The sequence below is a fragment of the Kitasatospora sp. NPDC051914 genome, from assembly GCF_040680995.1.
Lineage (GTDB): Bacteria > Actinomycetota > Actinomycetes > Streptomycetales > Streptomycetaceae > Kitasatospora.
The window spans coordinates 12,933-26,485 of record NZ_JBFAXX010000038.1 but is presented as its reverse complement, the minus strand read 5'-3'; the positions used below and the strand labels follow the sequence as shown (position 1 = coordinate 26,485).

Genomic DNA, 13,553 nt, shown 5'->3' with positions numbered 1-13,553 from the left:
TCTCACCTGTCGGCAAAGGACGAAAAGGCCCGTCATGAGCACAGAAGACGTCGCGCAGCTGGTGCTGCGCGAGCGGCAGAGCCGGGATCGCGGCTGGTACGAGGAGATGGCGGCCTGCTTCGCCGAGGAGTCGGTCGTGAAAATGAGCTGGTACTCCGGCAGCGGCGCCGGCTTCGTCCGTGCGACCCACGACATGGCCGGCCGCGGCGATCTTGCGGTCCACCGCCTGGGCCCGCCGATCGTGCGCATCGATCAGGACCGCGCGCTGGTGGAGCTGCCGCTGGTCATCGAGCGGCGTATCGAGGTCGACGGGGTCGAGGCCGACCTCGCTTCCGCCTGCCGCTCGCAGTACCGGGCCCACTGCGGCGCTGACGGGGTGTGGCGCATCGTGCGGATCACGTCGATCTACGAGAAGGACTCCCTCACCCCGGCCCTGCCCAACACCCGCCTGGACATCGACCCGCAGGTCCTGGCCGCCTACCGGCCCTCCTACCGGTGCCTGGCCTGGGACCTGAACCGCAAGGGCTACCAGGTCGGCGACGACCACCTCGGCGACGACCGGCCCGAGGCCGTCCGGGACCAGTACCGCGACGAAATGACCTGGCTCCGCGAGAGCCGCACCCCGGCCACCACGACCGGCAGCCGAAAGGACCGATCCGCATGAGCAGGGAACAGCGCGTCCGGGTCGACGCGATGCTGAGGCAGCCCCGACCCGGGGGCCCGCAGTCGGTCGAGGCGTTCCGGGACCGATTCGAGTCGGTGATGGCCCGGATGATCGTGCCGGGCGGCATCCGCACCACGCGGACGACGCTCGGCGACCGACCCGCACTGCACGTCGCGCCGGACGACAACCCGCGACCCGGGACGATCCTGTACTTCCACGGCGGCGGCTGGGTGGCCGGCTCCCCGGAGACCGCGCTGTCGATGACGGGACACCTCGTGGCCAAAACCGGGTTCACCTCGTACTCGCTGGACTACCGGCTTGCCCCCGAGCACCCGTTCCCGGCCGCGATCGACGACGCGCTGAGCGCCTACCGCGCCCTCCTCGACAGCGGGCAGGACCCTTCGGCCATCGCGTTCGCCGGGGACTCCGCCGGCGGCGCCCTCACCGTCACCACCTGCCTCGCCGCCCGCGACGCAGGACTTCCGCTGCCCGCCGCGATCGTGGCCTTCTCGCCCTCCCTGGACGCCACCGGGTCGGGCGAGAGCATGGACACCAAGGCGGGCATCGACCCGATCTTCACCCGCGAATACCTCGCGGAGACCATCGCGCCCCGGTACCTCGCGGGTCAGGACCCGCGCCACCCGCTGGTGAGCCCGGCCCTGTCAGCCGACCCGACCGGCCTCCCGCCGATGCTCCTCCAGGCGGGCACGAACGAGGTCCTCCTGGACGACTCGACCCGCATGGCCGCCCGCGCCCGCACCGCCGGCGTGAGCGTGATCCTCGACGTCACCGCCGACGTGCCCCACGTGTTCCAGTCCTTCGCCGGCGTCCTCGACGAGGCCGACGAGGCACTGGAGCGCGCAGCCCTCTTCCTCACCCAGCACGTCCGCGGCACCGAACCGGCGGCCGTGTCAGCGCGGTAAGGCCCGGAGCCGCCCGGCCCTCCGGCGGGCAGGCTCCGGTCCGGGCTGCTCGATGGCCCGAACAGTTGTCAACGGCCCAGCGAACTGGGCGAGCAAGGAAGGAAAACAGATGATCACCACACCGCCCCCCGGGGATGCAGACATGACCGCGCCGCAGCCTCACGTCCTCGTCACCGGCGGATCCGGCTTCATCGCCGGACACTGCATTCTCCAACTGCTGGAGCAGGGCTACCGGGTGCGCACGACCGTGCGCGCCCTCGGGCGCGAGTCCGAGGTCCGGACGCAGCTCGGCGACGCCGGGATGGTGAACGGCGGCGCGTTGAGTTTCGTGGCAGCGGACCTGGCGAGTGACGCAGGGTGGGCTGATGCCGTCGCCGGGTGCGACTTCGTGCTGCACGTGGCCTCTCCCGTGCACGTGGGGCAGGTCGAGAACGAGGACGATCTCATCGTTCCGGCGCGTGAAGGCACTCTGCGCGTGCTGCGCGCAGCACGCGATGCCGGTGTCAAACGGGTCGTCCTCACCTCTGCGTTCCATGCGGTCGCCTACGGCTACCCGCGCACCGACCACCAGTTCACCGAGGAGGACTGGAGCGTCCTCGACGGGCCAGGTGCCACCGCGTACACCAAGAGCAAGACGCTCTCCGAGCGCGCCGCGTGGGATTTCATCGACGCCGAGGGCGGTTCGACGGAACTCGCCACGATCCTTCCCGTCGCGGTCATGGGACCCGTGATGGGCAAGGCGATCTCCGGATCGAACCACCTCATCCAGCGAATCCTCGACGGGGCGATGCCCGGCTATCCCGATCTGTGGATCCCGATCGTCGACGTACGCGATGTGGCAAGCGCGCACCTGCTGGCCATGACCACCCCTGAAGCTGCCGGCCAGCGCTTCCTCACCGCCGGCGGACCGGCGATCTCGATGAAACGGATCGGCGCCGTCCTCAGAGCCAACCTCGGAGACGCAGCCAAGCACGTGCCGGTCCGGTCCGTCCCCGATGCCGTGGTGCGCATTGTTTCCCTCTTCAACAAGGAGCTCCGTACGGTCGTGCCCGACCTCGGCTTCGCCAGGAAGATGACCAGCGCAAAAGCCCACCGCGTGCTGGGCTGGCAGCCCCGCAACAGTCCTGAGGCCGCGATCCTCGCAACCGCCGAGAGCCTGATCAGGAAGGAACTCGTGAAAGCGTGACCTGGCGGCGCTCCGCCAGGAGACCGCCGGCCCGTACTGGGCTCGGGGTAGTCGCCTTCTCCCGATGGAGAGCGGTCTTCTTGCCGGAGTACGCACAGACCCTAACTCGAGCACCCCGAAAGCCCACGCACGCCAGACCAGCGACCAGCAACTTCACGATGCACACCGCTCATCGGGTCATGGCGAGGCGATCAGGCTTCCTTCGCGGGTTCGTGGTGGGTGCAGTCGGTCAGTCCGGCCGCGCTCAGAGTGAGGTGCCGGGCCAGCACCTCGGCCGCTGTGTCGGCGTCGCGGGCCAGCGCCGCCTCCTCCAGCCGACGGTGCTCGCCGACGTGGTCCCGGTCGGGGTGGCGGTGAGCGGACCAGCGGCGGGCCAGCTCGCTCGCGGTCCACATCCGGTCGAAGGTCTCCAGCAGGACGGGGTTGCCGCAACCCTCCAGCAGCGTGCGGTGAAAGACCCGGTGGGCCTCCGACCATGCGCCGCTGTAGTACTCGCCCTCCTCCGGCACGTGCGTCGGGGTGCGGGCCAGACGGTGGTGGGCGGCTCGAACGCGGGCCTCCCAGTCGACGTCGCCCCGCTCGACGGACATGCGCAGCACGACCGGTTCGACGGCCCGGCGGGCCTCTGTGATCTCCTGCCAGCGATGGTCGGAGAAGGCCGGGACGGCGAAGCCACGGTTGGGCAGCCGGTCGGCGAGGCCATCGCCCACCACCCGCACGAGCGCCTCGCGCACGACGGCCAGACTCACGCCCTGTTCCCTGGCCAGGTCCTGGGGCTTGAGGGCATCACCGGGGGCGTGGTCCCCACGCAGGATCGCGTCCCGCAGATGCGCGTAGACCTGCTCGGAGAGCATCTGTTTCCCCGACGAGGTTGAGGTGTGGGCCGTCTGGGTCATGCCGACAGCATAGACGATCTCACAAATAATCGATTATCAGTGTTATCGTCGATGGCATTCGATGAAAGGTGACTGTGATAGTCGACCTGCGCCCCGGCTTGGGTTGCTGCCAGGCTGACGTCGGCGTTCCGGCATGACCCGAAACGGTAACTGGCGGCTCGTCAGAGCTTGCCGTGCCCCCGAGATGTCTGCCGGACGTCGGCGTCGGCCTGGCCCACCCCGTTGGCTTGATCAGCAGCTTGTCCGCCATCTCCACGTGACTCATCACAGTTCTGCCACGCGGTGACTCCACCCAGGCCGACGCCGACCACGGTCGTCCTGCCCTTGAAGGAGAACAACCACGTGACCATGCTCGCAGAACAGGTCGACGGCGTCATCGGCGTCGACACGCACCGGGACACTCTTGCCGCAGCGGCCGTCAGCCCCATCGGCGCAGTTTTCGCCAGCACCGATTCACCTGCCAACGTCCGGGGTTACCAGCAGCTGCTGGGCTTCGTCCGCCAGCACATTCCGGGCCGGCGCTGCTGGGCGCTGGAGGGCACGGGCTCCTACGGCGCCGGGCTTACTGCCTTCCTGTACGCGGTTGGTGAAGCGTCGCCGAAGTGTGCCGGCCCAAGCGTCCCGCCGTCCGGGGCGGGCGCAAGACCGGCATGCTCGATGCCGTCCGCGCGGCCAGGGAGGTCCTGGCGACCGAACACCTCATCCGCCCACGACGCCGCGGTGAGCGCGAGGCACTCCGTGTCCTACTCACCACCCGCCAGAGCGCCGTTCTGGCCTGCACTGCTGCGATCAACCTGCTCAAGGCTCTGATCATCTCGGCGCCCGACGAGCTCCGCGTCGGACCCGAGGCATGAAAGAGCAAGGACCGGATTGCGTACTGCGCGAAGCTGCGGGACCGGCCGAGCCAGGACATCGAGCACCGTATGACCGTTCGCGCCCTGCGAAGCGCCGCTCACCGGATCGAAGCCCTGCGCTCTGAGGCGAAGGAGCTCGAAGCGGAGCTTCTCACGATCGTTCGTACGATCGCCCCCGAGCTGCTGGCGTTGCAGGGCGTCGGACCGATCAGCACTGCCCAGATCCTGGTCAGCTGGTCACACTCCGGTCGCTTCCGGTCCGAGGCAGCGTTTGCGGCATTCGCGGGTGTCGTGCCGATCCCCGCCTCGTCAGGGTTGACCAACCGGCACAGGATCAACCGCAGCGGAGACCGGCAGCTCAACCGGGCCCTCCACACGATCACGTTGATCCCCATCCGCCTCGGCCCGACCACTCGTGCCTACGTCGCCCGGCGAATCACCGAGGGAAAACCCGCGAGAGATGCACAACGCTGCCTCAAGCGAGCGATCTGTCGGCAGCTCTTCAAGCTCCTCGAACGAGGAGAACAGCCCGCACAGCTGATCACCACTGAAGACCCCCTCAAGCAGCTTGACTTGATATAGCAGCCTCAGGGGCACTGAGGAACAGGACGGGCAGGCCGACCGTCGCTACCTTCAGCGCCGCAAAGTCCAGGCCGGACAATCCTATTCAGGCGATGCTGCGGACCAGCGGCCGAAACCACTGGTCTGCCAGATACCGCCGTCGGCATCGATCGCGAAGCCCTCCGTGTCCGGCTGTCGTTCCAGCCAGGCACGCGCGCCGTCGCCCCGGGCGTACGCGGCGGTGGCGAAGGCGTCGGCGTCCGTGAGCGAGAGGGAGACGACGGTCAGGGCGGCGAGCGCATGCTCCGGCGGTGCTCCGGTGTGCGGGTCGAGAATGTGGCAGCCCCGTTCGGCGGGACCCGAGGTGGCGATGGCCGTGCTCTGCGCCTCCGCGCCGACCTCGACGACCGTCGCGAGTGCGCCGGGAACCAGCGGATCCGCGATGCCGATGCGCCAGGGGCCGCCCAGGAGCTGGATGTCACCACCGCCGTTCACGCACACGGCCGCGGCGGGCGCCGTCTCGGTCACCAGATGCGCCGCACGCTCCGTGGCCCACCCCTTCACCAGCCCCGTCGGATCCCAGTCGGCTCCGGATCGCGCGTACCGGGGCGTGAACCAGCCCTCCGTGCGCCGTTCCGCCTCCTCGCACAGCCGCCGCACCTCGCCCACCGCCGGGTCGCAGCCCTCGAAAGTCAACTCCCCTCGCGCCAGCCGGCTGACGTCGCTGTCCTCGCGGTACGTCGAGAACACCTGGTCCATGCGGTGCAGGAACGCGACGGTCTCCGCGAGCGCCGTGCGTGTACGGGACGTGTCGGTGCACCCGCGGACGTCGAACGAGAACACGGTGCCCATGACGTGTTCCACGTGCCGCACGCGCCCGGCGTCAGACACCGGCCCTGTCCAGGGCGCTCTGGAGGGACTGGCGGTAGCCGGCGCTGGTGTAGGTGGCTCCGGACACGGAGTCGATGCTCGCGCTCTGTGCGGCCAGGGTCCGCTGGTTCAGCTGGGGGACGGCCGTGGAGGAGATCTCCTTGCTCCGCGGCGTCGAGGAGGGTGACTGAACGGCCATCGCCCCGGTGATCGTGCTGCCATTGAGGGTGATCTTCACCTGGACCGGCCCGTACTGCGTACTGACCGTGGCGCCGGTGACGGTTCGGGTGATGGACCCACCCGAACTGCCTGAGGTGGCGGAGGTCGTCTTCGGCGTGGGAAGAGCGCTGCTCGTCTTCGCCGGGACGGCGGAGGCGGAACGCGACGCGGAGGCCTCGGGGATGGCGGAGGCTGTTGCGGTGACGGAAGCGGCACTGGGGGACGCGAGCGCGTTCCCGGAAGCCGCGGGCATGCTCTCGCCGCTCGCGGAGAGATTCTCGAGCACGTCGGCAGAGGCCACAGGGTCGCCGGGGCCTGCCGCCCGGGCGAGCGCCGGATCCGTGGCCGGCTTGAACGCGAGCAGCAGAACGATGCCCGAGATGGTGCCCGCTCCGGCGAGCACGGCGCGACGGAGCGGATGTTTCTTCCTCATGACACACCCAGCGCCGAGCGGCCTCATGACGTCACACCTGGCACGGCCCCGGACCTCAGAAGGCGAAGGACTCGTGGTGGATACGCCGGTCCGGCACACCCGCCTCCCGCAGGGCCGTATAGGACTCCTCCGCCAGCCCCGCCGGGCCGCACACGTAGACGTCATGCCGGGCTATGTCCGGAAGGATCTTGCGGAGCATGCTCGCACTGATCACCGGCCGTCGGCCGTCCGCCCTGTTGACCACGTACAGCAACTGCGCCCCGCGCTCGTCCGCGATCGCCTCCAGCTCCTCGCGCAGCGCCAGGTCGTCCGCCGTACGGGCCCGGTACAGCAGCGTCAGGTCACGACCCGCCCCGGGCAGTGTCTCGAACAGAGCCCGCATGGGGGTGATGCCCGCGCCTCCAGCGATGAGCAGCACCTTGCCGCGGCTGCGGCGGGCCGCCGTCATCGACCCGTACGGGCCCTCCGCCCACACGCGTGTCCCTGACCTCAGCCCAGCGAGCGCCGCGCTGTGCCCGCCCACCGCCTTGACCGTGATCCGCAGAAGGTCGGGGCGAGGCGGCGCCGAAAGCGAGTACGGATTCGCCGTCCAGCGCAGCCCCTTCGAGAGGAACCGCCAGCGGAAGAACTGCCCCGCCTGCGCCCCCAACCGGTGCAGCCGCCGCCCCCGGATGTGCACGGACACCACGCCCGGCGCCTCGGTCACCACCGACTCGACCCGCATGCGATGGACGAGGTTGAGACGTACGGGAATCAGCACGCGGAACCACAGCAGGAGTGCGGCGGGCACGGCGTAGAGCACGTACCAGGCGGTACGCGCTGCCGGACTGCCGATGAACTCGGCACCGGTGGCGAGCTGGTGCCAGAACGCCAGGTACACCGCGAGGTAGGTCAGCAGGTGCAGGTAGTACCAGACCTCGTAGCGCATCCTGCGCCGTACGGCCCCCGCGGACACGAAACCGACCACGGCCAGCAGCGAGGTCCCGACCGCCGCTTTGCCCATCTCCGGGTATTCCGTCACCAAGGACACCAGTTGCGGTACGGCACCGACCCGCCCCTGAAGCGCGTACCCGTACACCGTCAGGACCACGTGGGCCAGCGTGAGGGAGAGCGCGTACCGGCCGCTTGTCGCATGCCAGCGCGACACGCGGTCGGACCCGACCCGCCGCTCCAGGGCTGGCACCCGCGCCATCTGCACCACTACCAGAGCGATCACGTACCCGGCCAGCAGGCCGGTGATCCGCCCCGCGTGGATGAGCCGATCACCGTTGTCGGGGAGTACGGCCGGAGTGTTCCGCCACCACAGCCACACCACGGCCGCGGCCCCGCCGCAGGCGAGAACGAGCAGGGGTACGGCAGGTGAGCGCCGACGCCGGACGCGGCGCTGCGTCTGCCGCCTGCCGGCCCGGCTGTGCTGGATCGTCGTCACGAGCTGAATCCTCCGGTCGCTTCGGTGCCCCGGCACCCTACCCGCATCGTCCCCCGCCCTCCGATGCTCGTGAGCCGTCGACCTCGTACGACACGGCCGGGCGGGGTGAGAACCGGGGAGGGTGAGGCCGAAGGCATGGGCGCTCACCAGGGGCAGCTCACCCGGTGATCGCCGGCGCCGCGATGACCTCCGTCCTGACGGCGGCGGCGGCCGTGGTGGTGGTCGGCGCCTGGACGGCGGCGGTACGGCACAGCCGCGGGGCACTGTGGGCGGTGGCCTGGTGGGCCGGGGCCGAGCGGGCCATGGAGGAGATGGTAGTGAAGGCGGTGGGCCCGGCCGCCGAGCACGCCCTCTCCGGGGCCGTCCCGCACACCTGGGCGCTGCCGGCCGCACCGGCCGCCGAGCTGTCCATGATCACCGTGCTCTGGGTCGTCCGGCGGCGCCGGTAGCAGGCGTGCTGCCCACCGGGCGGTGGGGCCGGTGCCGGGGCTCTCCGGCACCGGCCCGTCCGTTCACGGCGACAACTGCGGAGCCGGGGCTGCTACCAACAACTCCGGGAGGAGGCTGCCTCGCACCGGCGGCCGGCCCCGGCGAACCGGCAGGACGACGGACGGCACGATCGTCTTCTCGGCGTTCTTGGCGGACGGCATGGAGACGGCGGTGCGCAGGATCTGGAGCTCGCCGCCCGGTGCCCCTCCCCGGGGGCGGTGGGGCGCCCATCGGCACGGGTCGAATGTCAGTACGATTTTGGCCATGGGCAAGCAGACGACCTTCGACCACCCCGGCGACCTGCGAGAGGCGCAGCGCGCGCTGAAGGCCGCGCGGGACGCGCGCTCCGCGTTCCTCGCCTTGGCCCCGAAGTGGGCGGAGGCCGTAGCCGAGCGGACCCTGTCGGACGGCACCGTTGTCCCCGCCGAGCCCGGCTGGAACGAGGAGCAGCACCAGGAGAACCGGCGACTGCTGACGGGCGAGCAGGAGGCCGCGCTGGCCGTGTGGGCGCACCCGTTCCGGGAGAGCCTGCCGGCCGGCGACCGGGTGGAAGCCCGCACCAACCTCACTCAAGCACCTCGACCCGGCGGACACCGCCGGATAGCACTCCGGCACGGTGGCGTGCGCTGTCGGCCGGTCGGCCTGCGCAGTGTGCGGGTGGCGCCGCGGATGCCCGCGGCGCCTCTTGCGTGACACCGGCCAGCGGAGGGTCTGTCCATTGAACGGCTCTTACAAGCCGGGCCGGACCCGGGGCACGGCACTCCGCCCCGAGAGAGCGGACCTTCTTGACGGCCTCGCGAAGAACATCGCGGTCATCTCCGTCGACTTCATGCAGTACGCGGAGTCCTACTACTTCTACGACGGCGACGACCGCACTTCGCTCGCAAGCCAGGTCGACGGCGCGCTCACGCTCGCCGACCTCGCTGCAGTATCCGACGATCCAGCGGTCCGGCAGTCCGGGAATGTCCTCAAAGCCGCCCTCGAAGACCTCGCAGCCATCCTGGACGAACGGTTCCTCCGCACGGCTGGCACGCCGCGACAGACCCTCACGGCGTACCGACTCGACCACGGACAGCACGCCGGTAGTCCGACTTGAGAGGACTCGCCCACCCCTTGTCCTGCCGGACGGGCCGCATTCCCGGGCCGTGCCAGTCGAAGGCCGGCTGGCCGCAGCCCGCTCTGCGATGGACAGCGCGGACAGCCCCACCCTCCTTCCCGGACAGCACCGAGCACGCACCCATCGGCCGGACCGCCGACCGGGAGACGGCGTGCGGAGAGCGGGTCATCGCGGCGCTGCAGCGCTCCGTGACGCCACATGGCCCGGGTATCCGCGGCTGGGCCCCGTCTTCCCGGAAGACGGGGCCGCGCCCCGGGCCTCGTCGCCCGGACGACGCTCGCCGCGGGGCGTGAGTTGACGGTCCTGCCCCGATGCAGGACCGGATGTCCAGCCCTCGCAATATACCCCTCGGGGTATATTGGAAGTGGAGGGAATGCCCTCCTTCCAATTGATCGCGAGGAGTTCTGCCATGTGTCGACGTACCACGTGCCGCACCTGCGGCAAGGCCACCTATGCGGGGTGCGGCATGCACGTCGACCAGGTGCTTGCCGGAGTCCGCAAGGCCGACCGCTGTAGCTGCGACCGGAGCGCAGGCAAGGGTGGAGGCTTCCTGGCGAGGTTGCTGGGCCGCCGCTGAGCGGGCGAGCGAGCGCCAGTTGATCGGGCCGTGTCGGGAATCCCCGGCACGGCCCGATCCATCTCCACCGTGTGGACATGCGGTTCGCCGTCCATGCGCCCGTTTCTGCAGGCCGCGCGTCGACGGCCCGGACGAGCCCACCTGACGAGATGACAAGGCTGCCGGTGGCGGGAGCGCCGAACTGCGCTCCCGCCACCGGCGGTCGGTGTCCGGGTCAGCCGTGGGAGAAGGTGACCTTCGGCAGGACGCGGTCGAGCCAGGCGGGTGTGTGCCAGGCGGCCCGGCCGGTCAGCCGGAGGATGACCGGGAGCAGGACGAGGCGGACCAGTGCGGCGTCCAGCAGGACGGCGACGCCGAGCACGATGCCCATCTCCTTGGGCGGCAGCGGCCCGGACAGGGCGAAGGTGAAGAACACCGCGACCATAACGCCGGCCGCCGCGAAGATCACCCGCCCGGAGTGCGCGAGGGCGCCGACCATCGCCTCGCGCGGGTCGCCGCTGCGCTCGTAGTGCTCCTTGGCGGAGGCGAGCAGGAAGACGGTGTAGTCCATCGCGATCGCGAAGATCATCGCGAAGAAGAACACCGGCGCCCACCCGTCCAGGAAGCCCTGCGATTTGAAGCCGAGCAGCCCCGCGCCGTGCCCGTCCTGGAAGACCAGCCGGGCGACACCGAACGCCGCGCCGGTCGACAGCAGGCTCGCCGCCGTACCGAGCGCGGAGATCAGCGGTGCGCGCAGCGCGACCAGCAGAAGCACGAAGCCGAGTGCCATCACCACGCCAATGACCAGCGGGGTCTTCTCCGTGAGCAGGTGCTGCAGGTCGAGGTTCTCCACGGCCGCGCCGCCGACCTGGGTGTCGTGCGGGAGTTCGGCCCGCAGGGTGTGGACGGTGGAGGCGAGCTGCGGGTTGGACGGGTCGACGGTGGGGACGGCCTGGATCATCGACCAGCCGGAGCCGTCGGCGGCGCCCTGGGCGGGCATCACGCCGGCGATGCCGGGCGTGGCCGCGACCTGTGCCGCCACGTCTGCGGCCTCACCGGTGGGGGTGATGATCTGCAGGGTGCCCGGGGCGCCGGGGCCGAACGCCTGCTGGACGGCGGTGTAGCCGGCCCGGGCGCTGTCGTGGGCGGGGATGACGGTGATCGAGGGCATCGCGGTGCGCAGCCCGATCACCGGAGCGGCGAGCGCGATCAGGGCGGCCAGCGCCAGTGCGCCGTAGCGCAGCGGGTGCTTCCACAGCCGCTCGCCCCAGGCGGCGAAGCGCGGGGAGCGGTGCTCGCCGGACTTCACCCACGGCAGGGCGAGCGCGTCGACGCGGTGCCCGAGCTTTCCCAGGACGGCGGGCAGCAGGGTGAGGGTGGCGGCCAGCACGAACAGGACGGCGAGCATGATGCCGCCGGCCATCGACCGGAACGCCGGGGAGGGGACCAGCATCACGGCGGACAGGCTGACCAGAACCGTCGCCCCGGACAGCAGGACGGCCTTTCCGGCGGTGTCCATCGTCTCGGCTACCGCTTCGGCGCTGGTGAGCGAGCGCCCCATCCGGGCGCTGCGGAAGCGGACGACCAGGAAGAGCGCGTAGTCGATGCCGAGGGCGAGGGCGAACATCATGGCGAAGTTCATCGCCCAGATGGAGACCGGGAACAGGTGGCTGATCAGCACCAGCGATCCGGCGGAGGCGGCGAGCCCGGCCATGGTGAGCAGCAGCGGCAGTCCGGCGGCGACCAGCGAGCCGAAGGCGAGGACCAGGATGGCCAGCGTCACCGGCCAGGACATGATCTCGGACTTCATCATGGCGTCGTGGTTGGCCTTGTTGAAGTCGCTCCACAGCACGGAGGCGCCGGTGGCGTGGACGCTGACGCCGTCGGTGGACAGGGCGTTCAGCGGTCCCTTGAGGTCGTCGGCGGCGCGGACCATGTCGTCCGGGGACGCCTTGGCTCCGGCGAGCAGGATCGCGGTGCGGCCGTCCTGGCTGATGGTCGCGCCGGGCTGCGGCGGGACGACGGTGGAGATCCGGGGGTCGGCGGCGGCGACCTCGCCCGCCCTGGCGATCACCTGCTGGACGGCCGGCTCGGTGACCGGCCGGTCGGCGGCGACCACGATCTGCAGCGCGGTGGAGGCGTTGCCCGCGAAGTGCTGCTCGGCGACCTGCCTGACCTTCACCGACTCGGAGCCGTTGGCCTGCCATCCGGCGCCGGACAGCGCCGACGTCACCTGGGGGGCGAACGCGCCGAGGCCGATCACGACCAGCAGCCAGCCCACCAGGACGGCCTTGAAGTGCTGTACCGACCAGGCGCCGAGCCGGCCGAGCAGGCCCGGGGTACCGGGCGGTTCCGACGGGGGCGAGGTGGACGGCCGGGCGACGGCCGTGTCCGGGTGGTTCACGTGATGCTCCGTTCCTGGGGCGGCCCGATGGGCGCAAAATACGGGTAGGGGTATATGGAAAGCCTGAGAAAAGGGCCCGCCGCGGCGGGCCCGGAGGGCGCCGGTCAGCCTGCGAGGCTGTTCAGCGCCGCGCGCAGGCGGGCGGCCGCCTCGTCGGCGACGGCCTCCAGCGCGGGCTGCTCGGTCACCCGGACCATCAGCTGGGGGTCCATCACCTCGACCACGGCGTGCCCGTCGGTCGCGCGCACCACGACGTTGCACGGCAGCAGCAGTCCGATGCGCCGGTCGGCCTGCAGCGCGCGATGGGCGAGGGCCGGGTTGCAGGCTCCGAGGATCAGGTAGTCCTCGATCTCCTCGCCGAGCTTGGCCTTCAGGGTGGCCCGGACGTCGATCTCGGTGAGGATGCCGAAACCCTGCTCGGCGAGTGCGGCCCGCACTCGCTCGACGGCATCACCGAAGGGCAGATCCAGGGTGACGGGGATCCCGTAGTCCATGCTGAACTCCATTCGTGGTGGACGGTCAGGCGGATTCGGCGGCCAGGTCACGGCCGGAGAGCGACCGGGCGGGGACTCCGCCCCGGACGGAGGCGGCGTCGAAGCCGGCCCGGGTGAGCGGCTCGGCGCCGACCCGGCTCCCGGATGAACGGATCACCATGACCGCGCGGCCGCGGGGCAACGACACGAGGCTGCCCGCGAGCATCCCCAGCGGGATCCAGCGGGCGCCCGGCACGTGCCCTGCGACGAACTCGAACCCCTCGCGCGCGTCGAGCACCAGAGCACCCTCCACCCGCGCGGCGATGAACGCCTCGATGTCGAGTTCTCGGACCATGACCCCAACCCTCCATACCCCATGGGGTATATCAAGACTATGGCACCACCGGAGAGAAGTGACGCATTCCACCGCGGGCCGCCAGACGTGTCGCCTTCGCGCGCGACGGCGGGGCCGACCGGAT

15 protein-coding genes are annotated in these 13,553 nt (G+C 70.7%); 8 read left to right on the top strand and 7 right to left on the bottom strand.

What is annotated here, in order from left to right:
* Window positions 1-34 precede the first annotated feature (34 nt).
* The 3 genes from AB0M03_RS24280 to AB0M03_RS24270 all read left to right on the top strand — a co-directional run bounded on the left by AB0M03_RS24280 (window position 35) and on the right by AB0M03_RS24270 (window position 2,773).
* Window positions 35-664, top strand: a complete 630-nt coding sequence (locus tag AB0M03_RS24280; RefSeq protein ID WP_363494200.1) for a nuclear transport factor 2 family protein — start codon at window positions 35-37, stop codon at window positions 662-664.
* Window positions 661-1,587, top strand: coding sequence for an alpha/beta hydrolase (locus tag AB0M03_RS24275; protein ID WP_363494198.1), 927 nt, complete (start codon window positions 661-663; stop codon window positions 1,585-1,587). Before AB0M03_RS24280 ends, AB0M03_RS24275 begins: the two co-directional genes overlap by 4 nt.
* A gap of 109 nt (window positions 1,588-1,696) precedes the next feature.
* Window positions 1,697-2,773 (top strand): aldehyde reductase, encoded by a 1,077-nt coding sequence (locus AB0M03_RS24270; protein ID WP_363494196.1) that lies wholly within the window; start codon window positions 1,697-1,699, stop codon window positions 2,771-2,773.
* 191 nt (window positions 2,774-2,964) lie between these two features.
* Here AB0M03_RS24270 and AB0M03_RS24265 read toward each other — a convergent pair whose 3' ends face one another.
* Window positions 2,965-3,669, bottom strand: a complete 705-nt coding sequence (locus AB0M03_RS24265; protein ID WP_363494194.1) for a GntR family transcriptional regulator — start codon at window positions 3,667-3,669, stop codon at window positions 2,965-2,967.
* Between the two features lie 602 nt (window positions 3,670-4,271).
* Here AB0M03_RS24265 and AB0M03_RS24260 point away from each other — a divergent pair.
* Together AB0M03_RS24260 and AB0M03_RS24255 are read left to right on the top strand one after the other, a co-directional pair.
* Window positions 4,272-4,523 carry a hypothetical protein gene (locus tag AB0M03_RS24260; RefSeq protein ID WP_363494192.1) on the top strand — a complete coding sequence of 84 codons (252 nt, stop codon included), beginning with the start codon at window positions 4,272-4,274 and terminating at the stop codon, window positions 4,521-4,523.
* A gap of 69 nt (window positions 4,524-4,592) precedes the next feature.
* Window positions 4,593-5,105, top strand: coding sequence for an IS110 family transposase (locus AB0M03_RS24255; RefSeq protein ID WP_363494190.1), 513 nt, complete (start codon window positions 4,593-4,595; stop codon window positions 5,103-5,105).
* A gap of 81 nt (window positions 5,106-5,186) precedes the next feature.
* On the opposite strand, the gene AB0M03_RS24250 is transcribed toward AB0M03_RS24255, so the two are convergent.
* From AB0M03_RS24250 to AB0M03_RS24240, 3 genes are read right to left on the bottom strand one after another with little or no spacing between them, the layout of a single operon-like run.
* Entirely contained in the window at window positions 5,187-5,936 is a 750-nt protein-coding gene (locus tag AB0M03_RS24250) for an FAD:protein FMN transferase (protein ID WP_363494188.1), read from the bottom strand.
* 31 nt (window positions 5,937-5,967) lie between these two features.
* A complete protein-coding gene (locus AB0M03_RS24245; RefSeq protein ID WP_363494186.1) occupies window positions 5,968-6,633 on the bottom strand; it encodes an FMN-binding protein in 666 nt (221 codons plus the stop codon).
* 28 nt (window positions 6,634-6,661) lie between these two features.
* Entirely contained in the window at window positions 6,662-8,035 is a 1,374-nt protein-coding gene (locus AB0M03_RS24240) for a ferredoxin reductase family protein (protein WP_363494184.1), read from the bottom strand.
* Window positions 8,036-8,199: 164 nt separating this feature from the next.
* On the opposite strand from AB0M03_RS24240, the gene AB0M03_RS24235 reads away from it, so the two are divergent.
* The 3 genes from AB0M03_RS24235 (at window position 8,200) to AB0M03_RS24225 (ending at window position 9,620) form a co-directional block, all read left to right on the top strand.
* Window positions 8,200-8,484: a hypothetical protein gene (locus AB0M03_RS24235; RefSeq protein WP_363494182.1), complete on the top strand. Its 285-nt coding sequence runs from the start codon at window positions 8,200-8,202 to the stop codon at window positions 8,482-8,484.
* 304 nt (window positions 8,485-8,788) lie between these two features.
* Window positions 8,789-9,217 carry a hypothetical protein gene (locus tag AB0M03_RS24230; protein ID WP_363494180.1) on the top strand — a complete coding sequence of 143 codons (429 nt, stop codon included), beginning with the start codon at window positions 8,789-8,791 and terminating at the stop codon, window positions 9,215-9,217.
* A 25-nt stretch (window positions 9,218-9,242) separates the two neighbouring features.
* Window positions 9,243-9,620, top strand: a complete 378-nt coding sequence (locus AB0M03_RS24225; protein WP_363494178.1) for a hypothetical protein — start codon at window positions 9,243-9,245, stop codon at window positions 9,618-9,620.
* Window positions 9,621-10,432: 812 nt separating this feature from the next.
* On the opposite strand, the gene AB0M03_RS24220 is transcribed toward AB0M03_RS24225, so the two are convergent.
* From AB0M03_RS24220 to AB0M03_RS24210, 3 genes are all read right to left on the bottom strand, one after another.
* On the bottom strand, window positions 10,433-12,601 hold the full coding sequence (locus tag AB0M03_RS24220) for an MMPL family transporter (RefSeq protein WP_363494177.1): 2,169 nt from the start codon (window positions 12,599-12,601) through the stop codon (window positions 10,433-10,435).
* A gap of 104 nt (window positions 12,602-12,705) precedes the next feature.
* Window positions 12,706-13,095 (bottom strand): DUF302 domain-containing protein, encoded by a 390-nt coding sequence (locus AB0M03_RS24215; protein ID WP_363494175.1) that lies wholly within the window; start codon window positions 13,093-13,095, stop codon window positions 12,706-12,708.
* 25 nt (window positions 13,096-13,120) lie between these two features.
* Window positions 13,121-13,429, bottom strand: coding sequence for a rhodanese-like domain-containing protein (locus tag AB0M03_RS24210; RefSeq protein WP_363494173.1), 309 nt, complete (start codon window positions 13,427-13,429; stop codon window positions 13,121-13,123).
* Between the last annotated feature and the right edge of the window lie 124 nt (window positions 13,430-13,553).

Excerpts from the sequence above, each read along its gene's own strand:
- AB0M03_RS24280 (WP_363494200.1), top strand. The coding sequence starts at position 35 with ATGAGCACAGAAGACGTCGCGCAGCTGGTGCTGCGCGAGCGGCAGAGC.
- AB0M03_RS24275 (WP_363494198.1), top strand. The coding sequence starts at position 661 with ATGAGCAGGGAACAGCGCGTCCGGGTCGACGCGATGCTGAGGCAGCCC.
- AB0M03_RS24270 (WP_363494196.1), top strand. The coding sequence starts at position 1,697 with ATGATCACCACACCGCCCCCCGGGGATGCAGACATGACCGCGCCGCAG.
- AB0M03_RS24265 (WP_363494194.1), bottom strand. The coding sequence starts at position 3,669 with ATGACCCAGACGGCCCACACCTCAACCTCGTCGGGGAAACAGATGCTC.
- AB0M03_RS24255 (WP_363494190.1), top strand. The coding sequence starts at position 4,593 with ATGACCGTTCGCGCCCTGCGAAGCGCCGCTCACCGGATCGAAGCCCTG.
- AB0M03_RS24250 (WP_363494188.1), bottom strand. The coding sequence starts at position 5,936 with ATGGGCACCGTGTTCTCGTTCGACGTCCGCGGGTGCACCGACACGTCC.
- AB0M03_RS24245 (WP_363494186.1), bottom strand. The coding sequence starts at position 6,633 with ATGAGGCCGCTCGGCGCTGGGTGTGTCATGAGGAAGAAACATCCGCTC.
- AB0M03_RS24230 (WP_363494180.1), top strand. The coding sequence starts at position 8,789 with ATGGGCAAGCAGACGACCTTCGACCACCCCGGCGACCTGCGAGAGGCG.
- AB0M03_RS24215 (WP_363494175.1), bottom strand. The coding sequence starts at position 13,095 with ATGGACTACGGGATCCCCGTCACCCTGGATCTGCCCTTCGGTGATGCC.
- AB0M03_RS24210 (WP_363494173.1), bottom strand. The coding sequence starts at position 13,429 with ATGGTCCGAGAACTCGACATCGAGGCGTTCATCGCCGCGCGGGTGGAG.